Here is a 24,921-nt window from a genome sequence, read left to right as displayed (position 1 = left end):
TGATAAACGAGAGACCGACATGCTCGATTCCAAACTGTTACGTAGCCAGCCTCAGGACGTAGCGGACCGCCTTGCCAGCCGTGGCTATGTCCTGGATGTGACACGCCTCGAGGCGCTGGAAGCCCAGCGCAAGACCGTGCAGACCCGCACCGAGCAGTTGCAGGCCGAACGCAATGCGTTGTCCAAGTCCATTGGGCAGGTCATGAAGAGCGGCGGCGACGTCGACGCGCTGAAGGCGCAGGTCGAGTCCATCGCCGAGGAATTCGCGCGCGGCAAGGTCGAACTGGAGCGTCTGCAGGGCGAGCTTGAAAGTATTGCTTTGGGTATCCCCAACCTGCCCGACGTATCGGTGCCGGTCGGCGAAGACGAAGACGGCAACGTCGAGGTGCGCCGCTGGGGCACGCCGACCACGTTCGACTTTCCGGTCCAGGACCACGTGGCACTGGGTGGCAAGTCGGGTGGCCTGGATTTTGAAACGGCTGCCAAGCTATCGGGCGCACGCTTTGCCATCATGCGCGGCCCGATTGCCCGCCTGCACCGCGCCCTGGCGCAGTTCATGATCAACCTGCACGTCGGCGAGCATGGCTACGAAGAGGCCTACACGCCGTACCTGGTCCAGGCGCCCGCCTTGCAGGGTACCGGCCAGTTGCCCAAGTTCGAGGAAGACCTGTTCAAGATCAGCCGCGAGGGTGAGGCGGACCTGTACCTGATTCCCACGGCCGAAGTGTCGCTGACCAACATCGTCGCTGGCGAGATTCTCGACGCCAAGCAGCTGCCACTCAAGTTCGTCGCTCACACGCCGTGCTTCCGCAGCGAGGCCGGTGCGTCCGGGCGCGATACCCGCGGCATGATCCGTCAGCACCAGTTCGACAAGGTCGAGATGGTCCAGGTGGTCGAGCCCACCAAGTCCATGGAAGCGCTGGAAAGCCTGACCGCCAACGCCGAACGGGTGTTGCAGGCCCTGGAGCTGCCGTACCGCGTACTGGCCCTGTGCACGGGCGACATGGGCTTCAGTGCCGTGAAAACCTACGACCTGGAAGTCTGGGTGCCGAGCCAGGACAAGTACCGCGAGATTTCTTCGTGCTCCAACACCGGTGACTTCCAGGCGCGCCGCATGCAGGCCCGCTTCCGCAACCCGGAAACCGGCAAGCCTGAACTGGTGCACACCTTGAACGGCTCGGGCCTGGCGGTCGGTCGTACCCTGGTGGCGGTGCTGGAAAACTATCAGCAGGCCGACGGTACGATCCGTGTGCCGGAGGTCCTCAAGCCCTACATGGGCGGCCTCGAGGTCATCGGCTAAATGGAGTTCCTGCCGCTGTTCCACAAATTGCGCGACAGCCAGGTCCTGGTGGTGGGCGGGGGCGAGATCGCCCTGCGCAAGTCACGCCTGCTGGCCGAAGCTGGCGCGGTGCTGCGCGTGGTCGCGCCGAGCATCGATCCGCAACTCGCCGAGCTGGTGCGCGGCAGCGGTGGGGAGATGCTCGACCGGGGCTACCTGAGTCATGATCTGGACGGCTGCCAGTTGGTGATCGCCGCCACCGACGACGAACCGCTCAATGCCCAGGTGTCGGCCGACGCCCGTGCTCGCTGCGTGCCGGTCAACGTGGTCGACGCACCGGCGTTGTGTACGGTGATCTTCCCGGCCATCGTCGATCGATCGCCGCTGGTGGTGGCCGTCTCCAGCGGTGGAGATGCGCCGGTGTTGGCGCGTCTGATCCGCGCCAAGCTGGAAACCTGGATTCCGTCCACCTATGGCGAGCTGGCCGGCCTGGCGGCGCGCTTTCGGCAGAAGGTCAAGGCCCTGTATCCGGATGTCACCCAGCGCCGCGCGTTCTGGGAAGAAGTGTTCCAGGGTCCGATCGCCGATCGACAGTTGGCTGGGCAGGGTGCCGAGGCCGAGCGCATGCTCCAGGCCAAGGTCGACGGCGCTCCGCCCCATGCACCCGGTGAGGTGTACCTGGTGGGCGCCGGGCCCGGCGATCCGGACCTGCTGACCTTCCGTGCGCTGCGCTTGATGCAGCAAGCCGATGTGGTGCTCTACGACCGCCTGGTCGCGCCGGCGATTCTCGACCTGTGCCGCCGTGACGCCGAGCGCGTGTACGTCGGCAAGCGCCGCGCCGAGCACGCCTTGCCACAAGACCAGATCAACCAGCAGTTGGTGGCCCTGGCCAAGCAGGGCAAGCGCGTGCTGCGCCTGAAAGGCGGTGATCCGTTCATCTTCGGCCGGGGCGGTGAAGAGATCGAGGAGCTGGCGGCCCACGGCATTCCGTTCCAGGTAGTGCCGGGCATTACGGCAGCCAGTGGCTGTGCGGCGTATGCCGGCATTCCGCTGACCCACCGTGACTACGCGCAGTCGGTTCGCTTCGTCACCGGTCACCTCAAGAACAACACCAGCGACCTGCCCTGGCACGATCTGGTGTCACCTGGGCAGACGCTGGTGTTCTACATGGGCCTGATTGGCTTACCGATCATCTGTGAAGAGCTGATTCGCCACGGGCGTGGTGCCGACACGCCCGCAGCGTTGATCCAGCAGGGCACGACGGTGAACCAGCGTGTGTTCACTGGCACCCTGGCGGACCTGCCGCGAATGGTCGCCGAACACGAGGTGCATGCGCCGACCCTGGTGATCGTGGGTGAAGTAGTGGTGCTGCGGGAGAAACTGGCGTGGTTCGACGGTGCCCAATACCGTTGACCACCGGCCTTCACTTGGGAATGGGCTGAATATCCTGGATCACCGCGTTGCTGCGGCGGATCAGCACGAAGTTGTCGCCGATCTGCACCCACTGGCTGTCCAGGTCGGGTTGCTTGAGGCGAGCGGCTTTCCATCCGGCAAAGGCTGATTCTGGCTGGGCGTAGGTTGGCGGAACACGATCACCCTTGCCCAGCGACATCGGTTCGGCATCGTTGACGGGTGCGCGGAGCACGTCGATGGCCCGGGCTGTCGTGGAAGCGGCCGACAACAGCGCGCCGGTGATGCACAGCGAAGCGAACAGCGTGCGGCTCATGGGTAGACTCCTGGATAAGTGGCGATGGCCTTGGCGTGCCATTGTCCATCCATTCGCCACGCACGGCCAGTGCGCGGCGAACGGAAGCGGTCAGTCCCGCGCCAGGGCCAGGGCCACACCTTGCCCGCCACCGATGCAGAGGGTCGCCAGCCCCTTGCGGGCATCGCGGCGCAGCATCTCGTGCAGCAGCGTGACCAGCACACGGCAGCCCGAGGCGCCGATGGGGTGACCCAGGGCGATGGCACCGCCGTTGACGTTGACCTTGCTGGCGTCCCAGCCCAGCTCTTGGCCTACCGACAATGCCTGAGCCGCAAACGCTTCATTGGCCTCGATAAGGTCCAATTGCTCGAGGCTCCAGCCAGCTTTTTCCAGGCAGCGGCGTGTGGCCGACACCGGGGCGATGCCCATGACTGCGGGATCGACCCCGGCATTGGCATAGGCCGCAATGCGCGCCAGCACCGGCAGGCCCAGGGTCTGCGCCTTGGCTGCGCTCATGAGCATGACCGATGCCGCGCCGTCGTTCAGCGACGACGCATTGCCGGCGGTCACGCTGCCGTCGGCCTTGAAGGCCGGTTTTAGTTTGCCCAGGCTTTGCTCGGTGGTGTCGGCGCGGGGTTGCTCGTCGATCGCGAACTGCAGGGGTTCGCCTTTGCGCTGGGGCACGGCAACGGGTGTGATTTCATCGGCGAAGCGACCTGCTTCGATGGCCGCGATGGCCTTTTGCTGGGACTGCGCCGCGAATGCATCCTGGGCTGCACGGCTGATGCCGTATCGATCGGCGAGGTTTTCGGCCGTGATGCCCATGTGGTAGTCGTTGAAGGCATCCCACAGGCCGTCCTTGATCATGCTGTCGACCAGCGCTGCGTTGCCCATGCGCAACCCGGTACGGGCAGCTGGCAGTACGTAGGGCGCCAGGCTCATGTTCTCCATGCCGCCGGCGATGACCACCTCGGCGTCGCCGCAGCGGATGGCCTGGGCGGCCAGGTGGACGGCCTTGAGCCCCGAGCCGCAGACCTTGTTCAGGGTCATGGCCGGCACCGCACTCGGCAGCCCGGCGAAGATCGCCGCCTGGCGCGCCGGGTTCTGTCCGGCACCGGCCGTGAGGACCTGCCCCAGGATGACTTCGTCGACCTGCGCGGGATCCAGGCGAGTCTGCGCCAGCAATCGGCGAATGACCGTGGCACCCAGGTCGACGGCAGGCACGTTTGCCAGCGCCCCCTGGAAACTGCCAACGGCGGTGCGAGTGGCGGCAACGATAACGACGTCTTGCATGGAAAGAGTCCTCGGCAGGTGGGCCAGTGGCCTTGTTCTTGTGGGAAGCGGATGGCACCGCGAAACGTACCGGGAGCACTACGACGGCACAGGTCGATTGTCGGCCCTGTGGATTGATTTGATAAATTGCTTTTTCAAACGGGTCTATAAGAAAACCGGAACAATACCAATGATCAGCGCTGAGACTCAGCCGCCGGTCATGTTCATGAAGCGCACCACCTGCACATCATCATCGAGGCGAAAGTTGTGGCTCCATGGCTTGAGCTGCATGGCCTTGATGATTGCCTGTTCGAGCACTTCCGGCTGGCCAGGATGCTCGCGCAAAACCTGCTTGAGGTCCGCCGAATGTTCGTTACCCAGGCACAGCAGCAGGCGCCCTTCGACCGTCAGGCGTACCCGATTGCAGGTCGCGCAGAAGTTGTGGCTGTGGGGCGAGATGAAACCGATGCGCGTGCCCGGTGCCTGCGGAATGCGCCAGTAGCGCGACGGCCCCTGGGTGGAATCAGTGGAAGGTAGCAACTCGTAGCGTTCGGCCAAACGTGCACGAACCTGCTCGCTCGAGTAGAAAGACTCGGCACGGCTGTGTTCGCTGATCGTGCCCAGCGGCATCTCTTCAATGAAGGAGATGTCCAGGCCACGGTCGATGGCGAAGGCCACCAGATCGACGACTTCGTCATCGTTGCGGCCCTGCATGACCACGCAGTTGAGCTTGGTATGGCGGAAGCCAGCCGCGTTGGCCGCATCGATGCCAGCAATGACCTTGTTCAGGTCACCGGTACGGGTGAGTTCGCGAAAGCGCGCCGGATCCAGGCTGTCCAGGCTGATGTTCAAGCGCTTGAGGCCGGCGTCGAACAGCGGCTGGGCCAGCGTCGCCAGTTGCGAGCCGTTGGTGGTCATGCACAGTTCCTGCAGGCCGGGCAGGGTGGCGATGCGTCGGCACAGGTCGACGATGCCCGAACGCACCAGGGGTTCGCCTCCGGTCAGGCGGATCTTGCGCGTGCCCAGGGCGACGAAGCTGGCGGCCACCTGCTCGAGTTCTTCGAGGCTGAGAATCTGTTGGCGTGGCAGAAACGTCATGTCTTCGGCCATGCAATACACACAGCGAAAATCGCAGCGATCGGTGACCGACAGTCTCAGGTAATCGACTTTGCGGGCGAAGCCATCGTGCAGGGTACGCTCAGGGGTGTGCATCGGGGGTACCAGTAAAGGGCATGACCAGTTCGACTGCCAACGCCATGCGGCGTTGCAAAAGAATGCAGTTCTCGAAGGTACGCGCCACACCGGGGTCAAGCCAATCGCTTTTTTCAATGCGCTCATCGACAGGGTCGATGAGCGCATCGGCTGCAAGTACCGATCAAGGCATCCGTGGCAACTCGTTGGGACGCAGGTCGAAGACAAGCACCTCGGCGTTGGCACCATTGGCCAATTGCAGCACGGTTTCCTCACGCAGGCGAACGCCGTCGCCTTCGCTCAATTGCTGGCCATTGAGTTCGATGCTGCCGGTGGCGACGTGTACGTAGGCGTAGCGGTTCGCTGCCAGCGTCAGGGTCGCTTGCTCCTGACCGTCGAACAGTCCAGCGTAGACCCGCGCATCCTGCCGCACATGAAGGGAGCCTTCCGCGCCGTCGGGCGAGATGATCAACTGCAGCCGACCGCGTTTCTGTTCGGTGGAGAAGTGCTCTTGCTGATAGCGCGGCTCAGCACCCGCTTCCTGGGGCACGATCCAGATCTGCAGGAAGTGCACGGGATCGACTTCGCTGTGGTTGAACTCGCTGTGGGCGACCCCATGGCCAGCGCTCATCAGCTGTACATCGCCGGGGCGAATGACCGAACCGGTGCCCAATGTGTCCTTGTGCGCCAGCGCGCCTTCCAGCACATAGGAGAAGATCTCCATGTCGCGGTGCGGGTGCTGGCCGAAGCCCTTGCCGGCGCCGACTCGGTCGTCGTTGATCACCAGAAGGTCGGAGAAGCCCTGTTCCTGCGGGTTGCGGTAATGACCGAAGGAAAAGGTATGGAAGGATTGCAACCAGCCATGGTTGGCAAGGCCGCGGTCCGATGCTTTACGAAGTGCGAGCATGATGTTCTCCCGATCGACTGTAGGTGCACGGCGATGGATATGCGGTGCGATGGGTAAAGACTATGCGTTTGGCACATCGGGATAAATTGGCTGCCCTGGGCAGGACTGTCACCTTCAGGTTGACAGTGATCCGTCAGAGAGGAAAAACGAGTCCTGCTAGGTCAGTTATAAGCTAATGCTGCATAGTTATAATTGGCTATATCAGAAATTGTTATCCTGCCGCCCGGCTACCGCTCCCGCGATGCTGAATCTGATGTGTAGGACGTAAGAATGGAAGTAGGTACCTGGGGTTTCACCGTAGCCGGATTGGTAGTCGGCTTCATTGTCGGCATGACGGGCGTAGGCGGCGGCTCGCTGATGACGCCCATTTTGCTCTGGTTTGGCATCAATCCCGCGACAGCCGTTGGCACCGACCTGTTGTACGCCGCCATCACCAAGGCCAGTGGCGTCTGGGTCCATGGCCGCAACAAGAACATCGACTGGAAGATCACGGGATGGCTGGCGTTGGGCAGCGTGCCAGCTGCCGCGATCGTGCTTTTGTACCTGAAAAGCCTGAACGCCGAACCGCAGGCCATGGGCGCGGTGATCAAACAGGCCCTGGCGGCCGTGTTGTTCTTGACCGCAATGGCGATTCTGTTCAAGAAACGCTTGCAGGCCTTGGCCAGCCGTCATGCCGGCGATCGCTACAATCTCAGCCCCAGGACTCTCAATGGCTTGACCGTGGTGACGGGCGTGGTGCTCGGCGTGATGGTCTCGTTGACTTCCATTGGCGCCGGTGCGCTGGGGACCGTCGCGCTGTTCATGCTGTATCCGTTCCTGGCGACTCGGCGCCTGGTCGGCACCGAGATTGCCCATGCCGTGCCCTTGACCCTGGTGGCCGGCATGGGTCACGCCAGCATGGGCAACATGGACTGGTCACTGCTGGGGCACTTGCTGCTGGGCTCGCTGCCGGGCATCTACCTGGGCAGTCACCTGTCCGGGCGGGTGTCGGACGATGTCTTGCGGCCACTCCTCGCGGTCATGCTGCTGTTGATCGGTTACAAGCTTGCGTTCTGATTCCGCAGACGCAGGCCACTGTGGAGAACAGGCCCTGTGAACGCCATCGCCATACGTCCGGCAGAGCCGGGCCAGGTACCCGCCATCGTCGATTACGTCATGGCCGCACGCGCCTCGATCTTTCCGCAGCTGGATACCACTAAGGTGCCGGACGATCTGGCCCGCTTCGACGAGGTGTATCTGGGGGATGGCCGAGGGTGTTTCCTGCTCGCCTGGCAGGACAGTCAGATCGTCGGCGCCATCGGCTACTTGCCCTATGACCGGCGCTTCAGCCAGTTGCGGCTGCCGGGCACGGACACCGTCGAAGTGGTCCGGCTGTTCGTCTCGCCGAGCTGCCGGGGTGCAGGCGTGGCCAAGGCGCTGTATGCGGCGCTGCTGGCGCAGGCGCTTCGGGCGGGTGTCGGTACCCTGTACCTGCATACCCATCCGTTCCTGCCCGGCGCGATCGCGTTCTGGCAGAAACAGGGCTTCGAGGTGCTCGACATCGAGTCCGATCCCGTCTGGCAGACGACGCACATGCGCCTCGATCTCGAAGCAGCGTCGAGCCGGCCCACGCTCGCTTCAAGCTGAACCAACGGCCATGGGCGCCGGTCGGTGATAGACACACCGACAGCCAAGGAGCTCCCATGAAGCCCTATGTTATCTGCCACATGATGTCCTCCGTCGATGGTCATGCCTTGACCGACGGTTGGGCCCGGCCGTTCAAGAACGCGGCTGGCGAACTGTACGAACGCTTGGCCAAGCAATTCGACTTCGATGCCTGGGCCTGCGGGCGAGTGACGATGCAGGAAATTGCCCACGACGAAGGTTATCCGTCCGGCCTGGCCACGGGGCCTATCGCGCGGACTCACCATTTTGCCGATCGCGCGGCAAGCGCCTACGCCATTTCCATCGACCCCAAAGGCAAGGTTGGCTGGAAAACCAACATGGCCCTGGACTCGCACATCGTCGAGGTGCTCACCGAAGCGGTCAGCGACGATTACCTGGCCTATCTGCAGTCGATTCAGGTGTCCTACATTTTCGCCGGCAAGGACTCGCTCGACCTGCACCAGGTGCTCGATATTCTGAGCCGCGAGTTGGGCATCAAGCGCCTGGTGGTCGAGGGCGGGCCCCACGTCAGTGGTTCGTTCGTCAACGCAGGACTGGTCGACGAGATCAGCGTCCTGCTCTTGCCGTTGGTGGATGGCCGCGGTGAGCACCCGGCGTCGTTCGAAATCGATGCCCAGCAGTGGCAGCAGCCGACCTACCTGACACTCGACAGTGCCGAAGTCCAGGAAGGCGGCGCGGTGTGGCTGCGCTATCGGCAGCAGGCGCAGCCGACGGCCTGAGCCCGGTGCACGGGGTCAGGTGAGGGTCTGCGCCGGGACTCGCACCCAACCCTCCATCAATACCCGAGCGCTGCGGCTCATGATGGCCTTGGTCACCTGCCACTGGCCAGCGACCTCGTTGGCCTCAGCGCCCACGCGTAGGGTGCCCGAGGGATGGCCGAAGCACACCGTGTTGCGCAGGCCGCCGCCGGCCGCGCGGTTGACCAGCGTGCCGGGGATGGCTGCAGCCGTGCCGATGGCCACCGCTGCAGTGCCCATCATGGCGTGGTGCAGCTTGCCCATGGACACCGCCCGCACGGTCAAGTCGATATCGGCCGCCGCCACGGGCTTGCCACTGGAGGCAAGATAATCGGCCGGTGGTGCGACGAAGGCGACTTTGGGCGTGTGCTGGCGGGTTTGCGCCTCTTCCACACGGGTGATCAAACCCATGCGCAACGCGCCGTGGGCGCGGATGGCCTCCAGCCGTGCCAACGCCTGCGGATCGCCGTTGATTGCCTCCTGCAACTCGCAACCGCTGTAGCCCAGCGCCGCAGCGTCGATGAAGATGGTCGGGATCCCGGCATTGATCAGCGTGGCTTGGAAGCGGCCCACGCCGGGGACGTCCAACTCGTCGATGAGATTGCCGGTGGGGAACATTGCCCCGGCCGCGCCTTCGGCCTCGGCCGCTGGATCAAGAAACTCGAGTTGCACTTCGGCAGCAGGGAAGGTCACGCCGTCCAGTTCGAAATCGCCGGTCTCCTGAACCTCGCCATCGCTCATGGGCACGTGGGCGATGATGGTCTTGCCGATGTTGGCCTGCCAGACGCGCACCGTGGCGATGCCGTCGTGGGGTACGCGAGCAGGATCGATCAGGCCCTGGCTGATGGCAAACGGACCGACCGCTGCCGACAAGTTGCCGCAGTTGCCGCTCCAGTCGACGAAAGCGCTGTCGATGGAGACCTGACCGAACAGGTAGTCGATGTCATGCCCCGGCTGGCTGCTGGGGCTGACGATCACCGTCTTGCTGGTGCTCGACGTGGCGCCACCCATGCCGTCGATCTGTTTGCCATAGGGGTCGGGGCTGCCGATTACCCGCAGCAGCAGGGCATCGCGCGCCGGGCCCGGCCGGCGCGCCGGTTCGGGCAGGTTGGCAAGGTTGAAGAACACGCCTTTGCTGGTGCCACCGCGCAGGTAGGTGGCGGGGATGCGAAGCTGGGTCATGGGGCAATCCTCAGTAGGCGTCGGCCGCGGCGTGGGTGGGTGCAGTTGCCTGCAAAAAGTCCTGCGCGAAGCGTTGCAGCACGCCGCCAGCTTCGTAGATCGATACTTCTTCAGCAGTGTCCAGGCGGCAGGTCACCGGTACTTCCACACGCTCGCCGTCACGCCGTTCGATGATCAGGGTCAGGCGCGCCTGTGGCGTCAATCGACCGACCACGTCGAACACCTCGGTGCCGTCGATGCCCAGGGTCTTGCGGTCGGTGCCGGAATCGAACTGCAGCGGCAGCACGCCCATGCCCACCAGGTTGGTGCGATGGATACGCTCGAAGCCCTCGGCGGCAATGGCCTCGACCCCGGCCAGGCGCACACCTTTGGCCGCCCAGTCGCGCGATGAACCCTGGCCGTAGTCGGCGCCGGCAATGATGATCAACGGTTGCTTGCGCTGCATGTAGATCTCGATGGCTTCCCACATGCGCATGACTTGGCCCTCGGGTTCCAGGCGCGCCAGCGAGCCTTGGCGGACCTTACCGTTTTCCACCACCATTTCGTTGAACAGCTTGGGGTTGGCGAACGTCGCCCGTTGCGCGGTCAGGTGATCGCCGCGATGGGTGGCGTAGGAGTTGAAGTCTTCTTCGGGCAAGCCCATTTTCGCCAGGTACTCACCGGCGGCGCTGTCGAGCATGATCGCGTTGGACGGCGACAGGTGGTCGGTGGTGATGTTGTCCGGCAGCACGGCCAGGGGGCGCATGCCCTTGAGCGTGCGCTCGCCGGCCAGGGCGCCTTCCCAGTACGGCGGACGGCGGATGTAGGTGCTGGCCGGCCGCCAGTCATAGAGCGGTGCGACTTTCGGGCCGGTATCCTCGTGGATGGCGAACATGGGGATGTACACCTGGCGAAACTGCTCCGGCTTCACCGACGATTTGACCACCGCGTTGACTTCCTCATCGCTGGGCCAGATGTCCTTGAGACGGATGGGCTGACCCTGCGGGTCGAGGCCGAGCACGTCTTTTTCGATGTCGAAACGAATAGTGCCGGCAATCGCATACGCCACCACCAGCGGCGGCGAAGCCAGAAAGGCCTGACGCGCATAGGGGTGGATACGTCCATCGAAGTTGCGGTTGCCCGAGAGCACCGCAGTGGCGTACAGGTCACGCTGGATGATCTCTTGCTGAATCACCGGGTCAAGGGCGCCGGACATGCCGTTGCAGGTGGTGCAGGCAAACGCCACGATGCCGAAGCCCAGGGTTTCCAGCTCGTCGGTCAGACCGGCTTCGTCCAGGTACAGGGCCACGGTTTTCGAGCCGGGCGCCAAGGACGATTTGACCCAGGGCTTGCGGGTCAGGCCCAGGCGGTTGGCGTTGCGCGCCAGCAGGCCGGCAGCGATGACGTTGCGCGGGTTGCTGGTGTTGGTGCAACTGGTGATGGCCGCGATGATCACCGCGCCGTCCGGCATCTGCCCAGGCACGTCTGTCCAGGGGCCTGCGATGCCCTCGGCGGCCAGGTCGCTGGTCGCGACCCGTGCGTGCGGATTGCTGGGGCCGGCCATGTTGCGCACCACACTGGACAGATCGAAACGCAGGTCGCGTTCATAGACGACCGCGTCCAGGCTGTCGGCCCACAGGCCGGTCAGGCGTGCATAGTCTTCCACCAGTTGCACTTGCTGCTCTTCGCGACCGGTCAGGCGCAGGTAGTCGATGGTCTGCTGGTCGATCGCGAACATCGCGGCCGTGGCGCCGTATTCCGGCGCCATATTGGAGATGGTGGCGCGGTCGCCCAGGGTCAGCGCCCGCGCGCCTTCACCGAAGAACTCCAGATAGGCACCCACGACTTTCTGCTGGCGCAGGTACTGGGTCAGCGCCAGGACCATGTCAGTGGCGGTGATGCCCGGTTGCAGCTGCCCGGCCAGCTCGACCCCGACGATCTCGGGCAGGCGCATCCACGAGGCGCGGCCGAGCATCACGCTTTCGGCTTCCAGACCACCCACGCCGATGGCGACCACGCCCAGCGCGTCGACATGGGGCGTGTGGCTGTCGGTGCCGACACAGGTGTCGGGAAAGGCAACGCCTTCGCGAACCTGGATCACCGGCGACATCTTCTCCAGATTGATCTGGTGCATGATGCCGTTGCCGGGCGGGATGACGTCGACGTTCTTGAAGGCCTTGCGCGTCCAGTCGATGAAGTGGAAGCGGTCTTCGTTGCGACGGTCTTCGATGGCGCGGTTTTTCTCGAACGCCTGCGGATCGAAGCCGGCGCTTTCCACGGCCAGCGAGTGATCGACGATCAGTTGGGTGGGCACCACTGGGTTGACCAGGGCCGGGTCGCCGCCCTGGGACGCGATGGCGTCACGCAGGCCGGCCAGGTCGACCAGGGCGGTCTGGCCGAGGATGTCGTGGCACACCACCCGCGCCGGGTACCAGGGAAAGTCCAGGTCGCGTTTGCGTTCGATCAGTTGGCGCAGCGAGGCGTCCAGAGTGGCGGGGTCACAGCGGCGCACCAGGTTTTCCGCCAGTACGCGGGAAGTGTAGGGCAGGGTGGCATAGGCGCCGGGCTGGAGGGCTTCGACGGCGTCTTGGGCGTCGTAATAGTCCAGCGGCGAGTTGGGTAGCGACTTGCGGTGTTGTGTGTTCATCAGGTCGGCTCACGGTGCAAGGCAAAAGTTCGGCGGGGCGGCCTTCGCGGGTAGAACCCGCTCCCACATGGACCCGTACGTCTTGAGCACTATGGGAATGTGGGAGCGGGGCGGGCGGCGAGCCATCTGCCCGCGAAGGGGTCCGTCCGGTCAGCGGCGATCCAGGGGCACGAATGCACGCTGCTCCACGCCGACGTATTCGGCGCTGGGGCGAATGATTCGGTTGTTGGCCCGCTGCTCGAACACATGGGCTGCCCAGCCGGTCACCCGCGAGCAGACGAAAATCGGCGTGAACAGCTCGGTGGCGATGCCCATGAAGTGGTACGCCGAGGCGTGGTAGAAATCGGCGTTGGGAAACAGCTTCTTCTGCTCCCACATGGTCTTGTCGATGGCTTCGGAGACCGGATAGAGAACCTTGTCGCCGGCCTCGTCAGCCAGCTTCCTGGCCCAGCCCTTGATCACTTCGTTGCGCGGATCGTTGTCTTTGTACACGGCATGGCCGAAGCCCATGATCTTGTCCTTGCGCTCGAGCATGGCCAAGGTGCCGCGCACCGCTTCTTCGGGCGACGCGAACTTCTGGATCATGGCCATGGCCGCTTCGTTGGCCCCGCCGTGCAGCGGACCGCGCAGCGAGCCGATGGCGGCGGTCACGCAGGAGTACATGTCCGACAGGGTCGAGGCGCACACGCGGGCAGTGAAGGTCGAGGCGTTGAATTCGTGCTCGGCGTAGAGGATCAGCGAAACGTCCATCACCTTGCTGTGCAACTCGCTCGGCGATTTGCCATGCAGCAGGTACAGGAAGTGCCCGGCGAAGGTGTCTTCGTCGCTGGTGCAAGCGATCCGAACGCCGTGGTGACTGTAGCGATACCAGTAGCACATGATTGCCGGGAAGGCCGCCAGCAGGCGGTCAGTGACGTGCTCCTGCTGACCGAAGGTGCGCTCCGGCTCCAGGGTGCCGAGGAAGGAGGCGCCGGTGCGCATCACATCCATCGGGTGGGTATTGGACGGAATGCGTTCGAGCACTTCCTTCAAGGGCTGCGGAAGATCACGCAGGCTGCGCAGCTTGCCCTGGTAGGCGGCCAGCTCGTCGTGGGTGGGCAGCTCGCCGTGCAGCAGCAGGTAGGCGACTTCTTCGAACAGGGCGTGTTCGGCCAGTTCGCGTACGTCATAGCCGCGATAGGTCAGCCCGGCACCGGGCATGCCGACGGTCGACAACGCGGTTTGTCCGGCCACCTGGCCACGCAAGCCAGCGCCACTGAGTACTTTTGCTTCGGCCATGGTTTTCTCCGATCTTGGAATTGTTGTAGGAATGCAGCGATTACTTTTTCTGGGCGAACAGCGCATCGAGTTTGCGTTCGAACTCGTGGTAGTCGATGGCCTCGTACAACTCCATACGTGTCTGCATGGTGTCGACCACGTTCTGTTGGGTGCCGTCGCGGCGGATCGCCGTGTAGACATTCTCGGCGGCCTTGTTCATGGCGCGGAATGCGGAGAGTGGGTAGAGCACCAGGCCCACGCCCACGCCACCGAGCTGTTCGGTGGTGAACAGCGGGGTAGCGCCGAACTCGGTGATGTTGGCCAGAATCGGCGCTTTCACGCGGCTGGCGAACAGCTGGTACATCTGCAGTTCGGTGATGGCTTCGGGGAAGACCATGTCCGCACCTGCCTCGATGCACGCCGCAGCACGGTCCAGGGCCGACTCAAGGCCCTCCACCGCCAGGGCATCGGTACGCGCCATGATCACGAAGCTGTCATCGGTGCGGGCATCCACGGCGGCCTTGATACGGTCGACCATTTCCTGCTGGGAAACGATCTCCTTGTTCGGCCGGTGGCCGCAGCGCTTGGCGCCCACCTGGTCTTCGATGTGCATGGCCGCAGCACCGAACTTGATCATCGACTTGACGGTGCGGGCGACGTTGAAAGCCGAAGAGCCGAAGCCGGTGTCGACGTCGACCAGCAGCGGCAGTTCGCACACGTCAGTGATGCGGCGCACATCGGTCAGCACATCGTCCAGGCCGGTGATGCCCAGGTCGGGCAAGCCCAGCGAGCCAGCTGCGACGCCGCCACCGGACAGATAGATGGCCTTGAAGCCGGCCCGTTGGGCAAGCAGGGCATGGTTGGCATTGATGGTGCCGACCACCTGCAAGGGCGACTCCTCGGCGAGTGCCTGGCGAAAGCGTTGGCCGGGGCTGTGGGGCTGACTCATGGTTTGGCTCCTGGGGTGTTGTTCTGGTTGGGTTCCAGGTAGTGGCGTTCGACGTTGCGTTTGGAGGCAGCGATGTGCCTGCGCATGAGCAACTCGGCCAGTTCACCGTCGCGCTCGGCGATGGCGTCGAGGATACGGTGGTGTTCGGCGAAAGCCTGATGCGGACGATTGGGCGTGGCGGAGAACTGGATGCGATACATGCGCACCAGTTGGTACAGGTCGTCGCAGAGCATCTGCACCAGCGTGCTGTTGCCGCTGCCCTGGATGATTCGGTAGTGGAAATCGAAATCGCCTTCCTGCTGGTAGTAGCCGACGCCCGCCTGAAACGCAGCATCGCGTTCATGGGTGGCCAACACCTCGCGCAACTCGTCGATCTGCGCCTGGCTCATGCGTTCGGCGGCCAATCGACAGGCCATGCCTTCGAGAGACTCGCGGATTTCGTAGAGTTCGATGAGTTCGGCGTGGTTCAGCGATACCACCCGGGCGCCCACATGGGGGATTCGAACGAGCAGGCGCTGGCCTTCTAGACGGTGGATGGCTTCGCGCAGCGGGCCGCGGCTGATGCCATAGGTGCGCGCCAGTTCAGGTTCTGAAATCTTGCTGCCAGGGGCTATTTCACCGCTGATGATCGCCGCCTGGATACGGCGGAAGACACTTTCCGACAGCGTTTCGGTTTCGACCGGAACGGCAGTGGGCATGGACGCGAGGTCCAGATCGGAGAGGGATGAAGGCGAAACAGCGGTAAGGGACATATTGTCGACACCTGGACAGGTAGTGACAAAAAAATAGTCCTGTTCAGCGATTCAGTCAATACATGCAAACGAAAGTGTCGACAATCAGTGGTGAGATCGGGGGCGCTTGGCCCCCGGTTCCGTTTTACTTTTCTTCGGCTGTGGGGTAGTCCACATAGCCTTCTGGACCCTGGCTGTACCAGGTTTCCATGACATCCTTGTTCAACGGCAGGCCTTTGGCGAACCGATGAGGCAAATCCGGGTTGGCCAGGAACGGGCGACCGAAAGCGATCGCATCGGCTTCACCGGCGTCCAGCGCAGCCTGCGCTTTTTCGTGGGTGTAGTCGGAATTGAGCACCAGCGTACGGCTGAACGCCTTGCGGATCACCGGGTGCACCGGTGGCCGATCGGCTTTGCCGAAGGTGCCATCGAACGGCGGTTCACGCAGTTCGAGATAAGCGATGCCGATCCTGTCCAGCGCAGCCGCTGCAGCGGAGAACAGGGTTTCCGGATCACTGTCGTTGACGCCCTGCGAATCGCCGTTGGGCGATAGGCGCACACCGGTGCGTTCGGCACCGATGGTGTCGACGACCCGCTGGGTGACCTCGGTCAACAGGCGAATGCGGTTTTCCACCGAGCCACCGTAGGCGTCGTCGCGGAAGTTGCTGTTGTCGCGCAGGAACTGGTCGATCAGGTAGCCGTTGGCGGCATGGATCTGCACGCCATCGAAGCCGGCGCGCATGGCGTTTTTCGCGGCGTGCTCGTAATCGTCCAGCAGCCTTGGAATCTCGTGAATACCCAGGGGGCGCGCTTCCACGTAGGGTTGCTTGCCGTCATAGGTATGGGTGTGGCCTGGTGCAGTCGTCGCCGAAGACGACACCGGCTGTGCACCGCCGAGGAAGCTGGGGTGAACGATGCGGCCCATGTGCCAGAGCTGCAAGTCGATGCGGCCGCCGGCCTCATGTACGGCAGCGGTGATCTTCTTCCAGCCTTCGACCTGCTCATCGCTCCAGATGCCTGGCGCGTAGGGCCAACCCAGGCCTTCCTGGGTAATGCCGGTCGCTTCGGTGATGATCAGCCCAGCGCTGGCGCGCTGGGTGTAGTACTCGATCATCAGGTCGGTGGGTACGTGATTGCGAGTGGCGCGGCCGCGTGTCAGCGGGGCCATCAGCATCCGGTTGGGCAACTGCTGCTCGCCAATCTGGATCGAATCGAATAGAGAAGGCATCTAGGCTCCCTTATCTGTAAGTGGAAGGGCTGCTCAGGCTGCGCCGAGGGCCTTGATGATGGCGTCGTTGAACGCAGGGATATCGTCAGGTGTACGCGAGGTGATCAGGGTCCAGCCATTGGCACCACACTGCATGACTTCCTGGTCGACCCAGCCCGCGGCCTTGGCGTTGGTCAGGTCGAGGCTGACGCTGGGGTAGGAGGTCAGGGTCTTGCCGGGAATGACGCCGGCATTGATCAGCAGCCATGGGCCGTGGCAGATGGCAGCGACCACTTTGCCTGCATCGGCGAAGGCCTTGACCAGTTGCTGGGCATCGGTGTCCTGACGCAGGGTGTCGGCGTTGACGGTACCGCCTGGGATTACCAGTGCATCGAAGTCGCTGGCGTTGAGGCCCTGGATCTTGCCGTCGGATTCGACGGTGCGGTCTTTTTCGGTGTCCTGTTGGAAGGTCTGCACGGTGCCGCCTTCGCTGGAGGCGTGGGTCACGGTGGCGCCGGCTGCGCGCAATGCTTCAACGGGCTTGAGCAATTCGTCACGCTCGATACCGGTGTTGGCGGTGATGAACAGGACTTTCTTGCCTTGCAGTTGGGTAGCCATGTGTATTTTCCTCGGGTCAGTTAAGGCCTGGCGTGCCAGGCAATCAAAAAATCTGAGCGCGGGGGAAAATGGAAAGTTCAGGTGGATCGTTCACCGGTGGTGCGCGCGGTCAGGCCCATGCACTGGCCTGACCGCGTGTTAATAGGCTCAGTAGCCTTCGGCAAGGCCGGTGTTACGGCGTGGATCGTTGGCACCGTAGAAACGGTTGTTGGCAACGGGCTTGCCACCTAGTGAAGGCGCGCCGACCAGGATTGCGGCCAGGTGATTGGCATCCTGTGGCTCACCGAACTTGTGCCCCCAGCTTTCGAGAATCTTGCGCGTATCCGGGCTGATAGCGAAGTGTTCCAGGTTGGTGACGTCGGGCATCCACTGTTGATGGAAGCGCGGCGCATTGACCGCCTGCTGGATGTCCATGCCATAGTCGATGACGTTGAGCATGGTCAGCAAGGTCGCGGTGATGATCCGGCTGCCACCGGGCGTGCCGAGTACCATGACCGGCTTGCCGTCCTTGGTGACGATGGTCGGGCTCATGGACGACAGCGGCGTCTTGTAGGGGGCGATGGCGTTGGCTTCGCCCTGCACCAAGCCATACATGTTGGCCACGCCGACCTTTGAAGTGAAGTCGTCCATCTCGTCGTTGAGCAGGATGCCGGTGCCGCTGGCCATGACCCGCGCGCCGAACCAGCCGTTGAGGGTGTAGGTCACCGAAACGGCATTGCCCCACTGATCGACGATGGAGTAGTGAGTGGTGTTGCTGCCTTCATGGGGCGCCACGCCGGGTTTGATCTCGGCCGAAACGCCGGCCTTGTTCGGCTCGATGCTGTTGCGGATTTTGGTTGCGTAGTTAGCGTCGAGCAGGTGGGCGATGGGGTTCTTGACGAAGTCCGGGTCGCCCAGGTAGCTGTTGCGGTCCACGTAGGCGTGGCGCATGGCTTCGATCTGGTAGTGCATGCCCTGTGCCGAGCCGTAGCCCAGCTCGGCCATCGGGTAGCCCTGCAGGATGTTCATGATCTGGCAGATGACCACACCGCCCGAGCTGGGTGGTGGCGCGGAAATTACATGGTAGCCGCGGTAGTCGCACTCGATGGGGTCCAGCTCGCGAGTCTTGTACTTGTCGAGGTCGGCCTGGGTGATGATGCCCTTGCCGGCCCGGCTCGAATCGACGATGGCCTTGGCCACCCAGCCCTGATAGAAGCCGGCGTTGCCCTTGTCGGCGATTTCCCGCAGGGTGCGCGCCAGGTCTTTCTGCACCAGTTTGTCACCGGCCTTGAACGGCTGGCCCTGGTTGAGGAAGATCTTCGCCGAGTCCTGGCTGTCCTTGCGGAAGTCCTCGGTGGCGGTTTCCAGCAGATCAACGTCGCCCTGGCCAAGGGTAAAGCCCTCGTCCGCCAGCTTGATGGCCGGTGCGAGCAGGTCGGCACGCTTGAAGGTGCCGTACTTCTGCAAGGCCAGCTCCATGCCCGAGACGGTGCCTGGAATGCCCACCGACAGGTGGCCGTCGGTGCTCAGCCCTTCGATGACGTTGCCGGCCTTGTCCAGGTACATGTCCGGGGTGGCGGCCAATGGCGCCTTCTCGCGGAAGTCGAGAAAGGTCTTGCGGCCGTCGGCCATCTGCAGGGTCATGAAACCACCACCGCCGATGTTGCCCGCAGCCGGGTAGACCACGGCCAGGGCGTAGGCTACGGCCACCGCAGCGTCGACGGCATTGCCGCCGTCCTTGAGCACGTCCACGCCAATGTGGGTGGCCAGTTGCTGCGCGGTGACGACCATGCCGTTCTGGGCGGCGACGGGGGCCGGGGAGGCGGCGAATCCAACGACAGGTACCAGCGCGAAGGTGATGGCAATCAGTGACTTGGGCAGGTGTTCGAGTTTCAAGGGCAGCTCTCTTATGCGGTGGATGGGGAGCACACAGGCGAATCGCTTCGCCATCCGCAAGGATAGCCGTGTTTCTCAATCCTGCTGGCGACAGGCGGTCAAGGCCGTCAACTGCTGGCCCGCGTCGTCGAAGTTTTCCATGGCCAGCCAGCGCTCGAACGCGCCGCGCAGCGCAGGCCATTCGCCGTCGATGATGGAAAACCAGGCAGTGTCGCGGTTGCGCCCCTTGTACACCAATGCCTGACGAAAGATGCCTTCGAAGCTGAAGCCCAGTCGCTCGGCGGCCTTGCGCGACGGTGCGTTGAGGGCATCGCATTTCCATTCGTAGCGGCGGTAGCCCAGTTCGTCGAACACCAGCCGCATCAACAGGTACTGGGCCTCGGTTGAAATCGGCGTGCGTTTCATCAGCGGCGAGAACGCCACGTGGCCCACTTCGATAACGCCGTTTGTGGGGTCCATGCGCATCAACGCCAGGGTGCCCACCGCACGTTGGGTACGCAGGTCGATCACTGCCCAGTGCTGCGGGTCCTGGCTGGCTGCAGCGTTCTGCACATGCAGGCGATAGCTGTCGAGGTCGGCGAACGGGCCGACCGGCAGGTAGGTCCAGTCGCTGCCGTCGGTCTGCTGGCAATAGCCGCTGTACAAGTCTTCGGCGTGGGCGGTCGCGTTCAAGGGTTCGAGGCGGCAGTAGCGACCCTCGATGACTTCATGGGCCGGGCGAGGGCGTGCAGTCCAGTCTGGCAAGGTGTGGCCGATCGGCTGCTGGTGCGTGTTGTACTGCTGAGCCTGGCTGGGCATGGCGACTCCTGGTGAGGTGAACGATGGGGAAAGGCAAGCAGGCGCGGCAGACTCAGCGCGGATCCAGCACGATGCCGAAGCCGCTCTTGGCTTCGCTGACGATACGCAGGTGCTGGCGCTGGCCAGCGCTTGTCTGCAAGCGCAACTCGCGGTCCAGGCGGCCCTTGCTGCACAGCATGCCGCCCTGTTTGTCGGTGGTAATGCCGACGATGTGTTCGCCAGGCGGCAGGTGGAAGGTTGCGACCTCGCCCACGGCCATGAGCGCCGCAGGCTCGCGGTCGATCATCAAGGCGACGTAGCAGCCGCCGCCCATGATGCCGATGTCGCGGTCCACCACCAGCTCGCTCGAGGTCGCCAGCGTCTGTTGCCAGGCTGACAGGCGCTCGGCCGGTACCGCCTTCAGGTGTTCCGTGTCGGCGCGGAACGAAGTGCAACCCGACAAGCCCACCGCAACCAGCATTACCCAGAACACACGCATCGTTCGACTCCCGAAATGGCACTGTGCGTGCACTCTAGCTCAAGCGTGGGCCGGGACGGAACGTTCGGCCTGGTGAGCCATTTCAGAAAAGTTTTGAAACAGGTTCCCGCGCAGGTCCGGGATAGGCAAGAATGATCGGGCTGATCAGCGCAGTCGCCCTCCCATGGAAGGGGCCGCTGCCCGTACGGACTGACCTGAACCTGTGGAGGTACCGTGGCACCGAGAGACCTGATGTTGGCCCTGATCGTGATTGTCGTCTGGGGCCTGAATTTCGTGGTGATTCGCTACGGGCTGGACGGCCTGCCGCCAATGCTGCTGGGCGGCCTGCGTTTCACCTTGGTAGCGATTCCGGCAGTGTTCTTCATCCGCCGTCCGAACCTGCCGCTGCGCTGGCTGATCGCCTATGGCGCGACCATTTCCCTGGGCCAGTTCGCGTTTCTGTTCGAGGCGATGGCCAATGGTATGCCAGCAGGTCTGGCTTCGCTGGTGCTGCAGTCCCAGGCGTTTTTCACCTTGTTCTTCGCCGCGCTGTTCATTGGCGAGCGTCTGCGCGCAGCCAGTGTGGTGGGGCTGCTGGTCGCCGCCGGCGGTCTGGCGATGATCGGTTTGGAAAGCGATCAGGCGACGCCGCTGGTGGCCGTGCTGCTGACCCTGTGCGCCGCGTCGATGTGGGCGATGGGCAACATCATCACCCGTCGCTTCGGTGACATCGACCTGGTCGCGCTGGTGATCTGGGGCGCACTGATCCCGCCGTTGCCGTTCTTCGCGTTGTCGTTGTGGCTGGAAGGGCCGGCGCTGATCCAGCAGTCGCTGTTGGGCATCGGCTGGAAGTCTATCGGCAGCCTGGTCTATCTGGCGGCCGTGGCCACTGTGCTCGGCTACAGCCTGTGGAGCACGTTGCTGTCGCGCTATCCGGCCGGCAAGGTGGCGCCATTTTCGCTGCTGGTGCCGGTGGTGGGCTTGAGTTCTTCGGCGTGGATTCTTGGTGAGCGGCTGGGCGCCTTGCAGTGGTGGGGCGGCGCGCTGGTCATGATCGGGCTGTTGATCAATGTGTTCGGCAGCAGCCTGTTCGGCCGTCTGGCCCCGGCTCGCACGAGGGCCAAATCTCTGTAATGATGAGGGCATCGATACGTCAAGGAGATGGAGCATGATGATCCGGTCGCTGACCCTCGCCACACTGTTCGCATTCGCCGCGCCCCTGCTGGCCGCCGATGGCGACAGCCCACTGGCCCAGGACCGCGGGCGGCTGCGGCCGCTGGTGGTGATCGCACCGAGCTCGGTGGATCCCAACCTGCTCAAGCTGCGCAAGGCGCTGGAAGAGCCGGCCAACCGCGATGGATTCAAGCAACGCGGCATGGTGCTTTACACCGTGATCAACACCATTGGCCAGCGCGACGGCAAGGACCTCGATCCACAGGCGACCATGTCCCTGATCCGCGACCTCAAGCTGGGCGCCGGCTCCAGTCAGAAGTTCGTGCTGCTGGGCAAGGATGGCGAGAAAAAGCTCGAACAGGCGGGCTACGTGGAGCCTGCGCAGCTGTTCAGTACCATCGATCAATTGCCCGCAGCCGAGAAGGAGGCCAATGCGCCAGCCCCGGTCGCAGCCGCCGCGCAGGAGCCGACGAACAAGCCCGCCAAGGCCGCGAAACCGAGCAAGGCGCCGCAACCGCTGGACGATTGACGGCGCCTCGGTCGGCGGCACGCGGCGGCTTCAGACCATGTTGAGCCGCTGCTTGCGTTGTGGTGCCGGGTAGGCTCGATCCAACGCGGCGAAGTCTTCGGCATCGAGTTTGACGTGCAGGGCGGCGGCGTTCAGGCGCACATGTTCGGCCGTGGAGGCTTTGGGGATGGCGATCACCCCTTCACGGCGAATGACCCAGGCCAGGCAGGCTTGCGCCGGCGTGACGCCGTGGCGCTGCGCAACCTGGCGTAATGCCGGTTGGTCGAGCAAGCGGCCGCCCTGGGCAATCGGACAGTAGGCCATCACCGGCATTGCCCGCTCGGCACACCAGGGCAGCAGGTCGAACTCGATGCCGCGCTCTTCCAGGTTGTACAGCACCTGGTTGGTCGCACAGCGTTCATCGTTCAGCTCGATCATGTCATCGACATCGAAATTCGACACGCCCCAGGCGCCGATCTTGCCCTGCTCACGCAGACGCTCGAAGGCTTCCACCGTTTCGCTCAGCGGGTACTGACCACGCCAGTGCAGCAGGTACAGGTCGATGTGCTCCACCTGCATGCGCTGCAGGCTGCGCTCGCAGGCTTGCGCCACGCCCCGGAGGCTGGCGTTATGGGGGTAGACCTTGCTGACCAGCATGACCTGGTCCCGGCGGCCCTGGATGGCCTGGCCGACGATTTTCTCGGCACCGCCTTCGCCGTACATTTCAGCGGTGTCGAGCAAGGTCAGGCTCAGGTCGATGCCTTCCTGCAATGCGGCAATTTCCTGCTTGGCACGAGCCGGATCCTCGCCCATACGCCAGGTGCCCTGGCCAATCCGTGGAACCGGCCTGCCGGCGAGATCGATGCTGCTCATCACAATGCTCCTCGATGGAAAAGGAATTGAGCTCCCCTGTAGCAGCGGCGCAAGCCGCGTCCGGCCTCGACGCGGTGGGTCAGAATACCGCGGGGACCGCTGACGCGGCTTGCGCCGCTGCTACAAGGGGCCTGTGGGTTGGGCAGTGTCATCGGGCTGCGGTTCAAACCGTCGGGTGACAGGGTCATTGGCGACGGTGGGCCGTGTGCTCCAGCAGCACTTCCATCAGCGCGTGTGCGGCGGCCGAAAGCTTGTGGTCCGGCAGACGCATCAGGCCGATTCGACGCTCGACGCTGGGCGACTCCAGCGGCACGCAGCGCGCCCCCAGTTCGTGCATCTGCTCGATGCACAGGGCCGGTACCGCGCTGACGCCCAGGCCATGGGCGACCATGCGCCCGATGGTGCTCAACTGGTGACTTTCGAACGCCACCGCCAGCTTGCCGTGCTCCTCGCTGACGGCGCTTTCCAGCAGCAGGCGCACCGCTGAAGGTCGCTGCAGGGCAATGAAGTCATAGGCCAGCAGGGTCTGCCAAGTGACCGCCGCTTGCTCAGCCAGGGGCGAGTCGGCCGGCACAACGGCCACGAACCGATCGGTGTAGAAGGGCGTGAACACCAGCGAAGACGTGCTTTCAGGCTCGAAGCCGATGCCCAGTTCGACCCGGCGATGGCGAACCATCTCCACCACCTGCTCGTTGATCACATCATGCACGGCGACGTTGACCCGTGGGTAGCGGTCGCGAAAGATCCGCAGTGCCCCGGGCAACAGGTTGCCGGCGAACGACGGCATGGCCGCGATGGACACCTTGCCCAATTGCAGGGTGAAGTGCTGGCGCAGCAGCTCCTCGGTGTTGTCCCAATCCGCCAGGAGGCGCCGGGCCAGCGGCAGCAGGGCTTCGCCTTCGGGCGTGAGGCTGACGCTGCGCGTGGTACGGATCAGCAGCGCGCCGCCCAGGTCTTCTTCCAGGCCCTTGATGGTCAGGCTCAGCGCAGGCTGGGACAGGTGCAATTTTTCGCCCGCCTGGGCAAAGCTCAGGGCCTGGGCCACGGCGAGAAAGGCGCGGAGCTGTTTGACGTTCATCTATTTGGAAAACCAATCAATACCGAAGAAAAACAAAATTAACAAATTAGCCGTGCGGGGAGAAGATACCTGCACCCACGCCGTCGCGGCACGGACGGCGCCATGACAAACAATAAAAGGCGAACGATCATGGCTGGACTCGATAAGCGAGTGGCAACCTACGCACAGGCGCTCGATGGCCTGCGCGATGGCATGACGGTACTGGCCGGCGGGTTCGGCCTGTGCGGCATCCCGGAAAACCTCATTGCCGAGATCAAGCGGCTCGGCGTGCGCGACCTCACGGTGGTGTCCAACAACTGTGGCGTCGATGGCTTCGGCCTGGGCGTACTGCTCGAAGACCGGCAGATCCGCAAGATGATCGCCTCCTACGTGGGCGAAAACGCGCTGTTCGAGCGGCAGCTGCTCGATGGCGAACTCGAGGTCGAACTGACCCCCAAGGCACGTTGGCCGAGAAGATGCGCGCCGGCGGCGCTGGCATCTCCGCGTTTTTCACGGCCACCGGCTACGGCACACCGATTGCCGAAGGCAAGGAAGTGCGCGAATTCAACGGCCGCCACTACATTCTGGAGCAGGCCATCACGGGTGATTTCGCCATCGTCAAAGGCTGGAAGGCCGACCATTTCGGCAACGTCGTCTATCGTCATACCGCACAGAACTTCAACCCGCTGGCCGCGAGCGCCGGGCGCATCACCGTGGTCGAGGTCGAGGAGATCGTCGAGCCGGGTGTGCTGCTGCCAGAGCACATCCATACGCCCGGCATCTACGTTGACCGGGTGATCCAGGGCACCTTCGAGAAGCGCATCGAGAAGCGCACGCTCAAGGCCTGAATCGTC

At 63.7% G+C, this 24,921-nt stretch carries 23 protein-coding genes and 1 pseudogene; 8 read left to right on the top strand and 16 right to left on the bottom strand.

Features of this window, described 5'->3' with window-relative positions; translation table 11 throughout:
- Positions 1-19 precede the first annotated feature (19 nt).
- Together serS and cysG are read left to right on the top strand one after the other, a co-directional pair.
- Entirely contained in the window at positions 20-1,300 is a 1,281-nt protein-coding gene (serS, locus tag LT40_RS11255) for a serine--tRNA ligase (RefSeq protein WP_043190044.1), read from the top strand.
- A complete protein-coding gene (gene cysG / locus LT40_RS11250) occupies positions 1,301-2,692 on the top strand; it encodes a siroheme synthase CysG (protein WP_043190040.1) in 1,392 nt (463 codons plus the stop codon). It begins immediately after the preceding gene.
- Positions 2,693-2,702: 10 nt separating this feature from the next.
- On the opposite strand, the gene LT40_RS11245 is transcribed toward cysG, so the two are convergent.
- The 4 genes from LT40_RS11245 to LT40_RS11230 form a co-directional block, all read right to left on the bottom strand.
- Positions 2,703-3,005, bottom strand: a complete 303-nt coding sequence (locus LT40_RS11245) for an RcnB family protein (RefSeq protein WP_043190038.1) — start codon at positions 3,003-3,005, stop codon at positions 2,703-2,705.
- Between the two features lie 90 nt (positions 3,006-3,095).
- Positions 3,096-4,277 (bottom strand): acetyl-CoA C-acetyltransferase, encoded by a 1,182-nt coding sequence (locus tag LT40_RS11240; RefSeq protein WP_043190036.1) that lies wholly within the window; start codon positions 4,275-4,277, stop codon positions 3,096-3,098.
- Between the two features lie 186 nt (positions 4,278-4,463).
- Positions 4,464-5,468, bottom strand: a complete 1,005-nt coding sequence (gene moaA / locus LT40_RS11235; protein ID WP_043190034.1) for a GTP 3',8-cyclase MoaA — start codon at positions 5,466-5,468, stop codon at positions 4,464-4,466.
- Positions 5,469-5,631: 163 nt separating this feature from the next.
- Positions 5,632-6,354: a pirin family protein gene (locus tag LT40_RS11230; RefSeq protein ID WP_043190032.1), complete on the bottom strand. Its 723-nt coding sequence runs from the start codon at positions 6,352-6,354 to the stop codon at positions 5,632-5,634.
- 270 nt (positions 6,355-6,624) lie between these two features.
- Here LT40_RS11230 and LT40_RS11225 point away from each other — a divergent pair, with 270 nt between their 5' ends.
- The 3 genes from LT40_RS11225 to LT40_RS11215 all read left to right on the top strand — a co-directional run bounded on the left by LT40_RS11225 (position 6,625) and on the right by LT40_RS11215 (position 8,738).
- A complete protein-coding gene (locus tag LT40_RS11225; RefSeq protein WP_043190030.1) occupies positions 6,625-7,410 on the top strand; it encodes a sulfite exporter TauE/SafE family protein in 786 nt (261 codons plus the stop codon).
- Positions 7,411-7,509: 99 nt separating this feature from the next.
- The gene (locus tag LT40_RS11220) at positions 7,510-7,980 is read left to right on the top strand and encodes a GNAT family N-acetyltransferase (RefSeq protein WP_052393526.1); all 471 of its coding nucleotides are present in this window, start codon (positions 7,510-7,512) and stop codon (positions 7,978-7,980) included.
- A gap of 56 nt (positions 7,981-8,036) precedes the next feature.
- Positions 8,037-8,738, top strand: a complete 702-nt coding sequence (locus LT40_RS11215; RefSeq protein WP_043190028.1) for a dihydrofolate reductase family protein — start codon at positions 8,037-8,039, stop codon at positions 8,736-8,738.
- Between the two features lie 15 nt (positions 8,739-8,753).
- Here the strand turns inward: LT40_RS11215 and prpF are convergent, their stop codons facing one another.
- The 10 genes from prpF to LT40_RS11165 form a co-directional block, all read right to left on the bottom strand.
- Positions 8,754-9,938: a 2-methylaconitate cis-trans isomerase PrpF gene (gene prpF / locus LT40_RS11210; protein ID WP_043190026.1), complete on the bottom strand. Its 1,185-nt coding sequence runs from the start codon at positions 9,936-9,938 to the stop codon at positions 8,754-8,756.
- Between the two features lie 10 nt (positions 9,939-9,948).
- Positions 9,949-12,564, bottom strand: a complete 2,616-nt coding sequence (gene acnD / locus LT40_RS11205) for a Fe/S-dependent 2-methylisocitrate dehydratase AcnD (RefSeq protein ID WP_043190025.1) — start codon at positions 12,562-12,564, stop codon at positions 9,949-9,951.
- A gap of 150 nt (positions 12,565-12,714) precedes the next feature.
- Positions 12,715-13,842: a bifunctional 2-methylcitrate synthase/citrate synthase gene (prpC, locus tag LT40_RS11200; RefSeq protein ID WP_043190022.1), complete on the bottom strand. Its 1,128-nt coding sequence runs from the start codon at positions 13,840-13,842 to the stop codon at positions 12,715-12,717.
- Positions 13,843-13,882: 40 nt separating this feature from the next.
- Positions 13,883-14,770, bottom strand: coding sequence for a methylisocitrate lyase (prpB, locus tag LT40_RS11195; RefSeq protein WP_043190021.1), 888 nt, complete (start codon positions 14,768-14,770; stop codon positions 13,883-13,885).
- The gene (locus tag LT40_RS11190; protein ID WP_043190018.1) at positions 14,767-15,468 is read right to left on the bottom strand and encodes a GntR family transcriptional regulator; all 702 of its coding nucleotides are present in this window, start codon (positions 15,466-15,468) and stop codon (positions 14,767-14,769) included. Before LT40_RS11190 ends, prpB begins: the two co-directional genes overlap by 4 nt.
- A gap of 178 nt (positions 15,469-15,646) precedes the next feature.
- On the bottom strand, positions 15,647-16,729 hold the full coding sequence (locus tag LT40_RS11185; RefSeq protein WP_043190015.1) for an alkene reductase: 1,083 nt from the start codon (positions 16,727-16,729) through the stop codon (positions 15,647-15,649).
- Positions 16,730-16,762: 33 nt separating this feature from the next.
- Complete coding sequence (locus LT40_RS11180) at positions 16,763-17,326, bottom strand: type 1 glutamine amidotransferase domain-containing protein (RefSeq protein ID WP_043190012.1); 564 nt, start codon at positions 17,324-17,326, stop codon at positions 16,763-16,765.
- Positions 17,327-17,473: 147 nt separating this feature from the next.
- Positions 17,474-19,201 (bottom strand): gamma-glutamyltransferase, encoded by a 1,728-nt coding sequence (gene ggt / locus LT40_RS11175; RefSeq protein ID WP_043190009.1) that lies wholly within the window; start codon positions 19,199-19,201, stop codon positions 17,474-17,476.
- Positions 19,202-19,276: 75 nt separating this feature from the next.
- Positions 19,277-19,999, bottom strand: a complete 723-nt coding sequence (locus LT40_RS11170; protein ID WP_043190007.1) for a GNAT family N-acetyltransferase — start codon at positions 19,997-19,999, stop codon at positions 19,277-19,279.
- Between the two features lie 52 nt (positions 20,000-20,051).
- A complete protein-coding gene (locus LT40_RS11165) occupies positions 20,052-20,477 on the bottom strand; it encodes a hypothetical protein (protein WP_043190004.1) in 426 nt (141 codons plus the stop codon).
- Positions 20,478-20,690: 213 nt separating this feature from the next.
- Between LT40_RS11165 and LT40_RS11160 the strand changes: the two genes are divergently transcribed.
- Positions 20,691-21,590, top strand: coding sequence for an EamA family transporter (locus tag LT40_RS11160; RefSeq protein ID WP_148308552.1), 900 nt, complete (start codon positions 20,691-20,693; stop codon positions 21,588-21,590).
- Positions 21,591-21,624: 34 nt separating this feature from the next.
- On the top strand, positions 21,625-22,158 hold the full coding sequence (locus tag LT40_RS11155) for a DUF4174 domain-containing protein (protein ID WP_043190000.1): 534 nt from the start codon (positions 21,625-21,627) through the stop codon (positions 22,156-22,158).
- A gap of 30 nt (positions 22,159-22,188) precedes the next feature.
- Here the strand turns inward: LT40_RS11155 and LT40_RS11150 are convergent, their stop codons facing one another.
- Together LT40_RS11150 and LT40_RS11145 are read right to left on the bottom strand one after the other, a co-directional pair.
- Positions 22,189-23,010 carry an aldo/keto reductase gene (locus LT40_RS11150; RefSeq protein ID WP_043189998.1) on the bottom strand — a complete coding sequence of 274 codons (822 nt, stop codon included), beginning with the start codon at positions 23,008-23,010 and terminating at the stop codon, positions 22,189-22,191.
- 184 nt (positions 23,011-23,194) lie between these two features.
- Complete coding sequence (locus LT40_RS11145) at positions 23,195-24,088, bottom strand: LysR family transcriptional regulator (protein WP_043189996.1); 894 nt, start codon at positions 24,086-24,088, stop codon at positions 23,195-23,197.
- Between the two features lie 129 nt (positions 24,089-24,217).
- On the opposite strand from LT40_RS11145, the pseudogene LT40_RS11140 reads away from it, so the two are divergent.
- Positions 24,218-24,915 (top strand): annotated as a pseudogene (locus tag LT40_RS11140) (CoA transferase subunit A).
- Positions 24,916-24,921 lie beyond the last annotated feature (6 nt).

Origin of the sequence: Pseudomonas rhizosphaerae, from assembly GCF_000761155.1 — a bacterium.
Taxonomy (GTDB): domain Bacteria; phylum Pseudomonadota; class Gammaproteobacteria; order Pseudomonadales; family Pseudomonadaceae; genus Aquipseudomonas; species Aquipseudomonas rhizosphaerae.
Note: the sequence above shows the minus strand (reverse complement) of the source record. Positions and strands in the feature narration are given on the sequence as shown.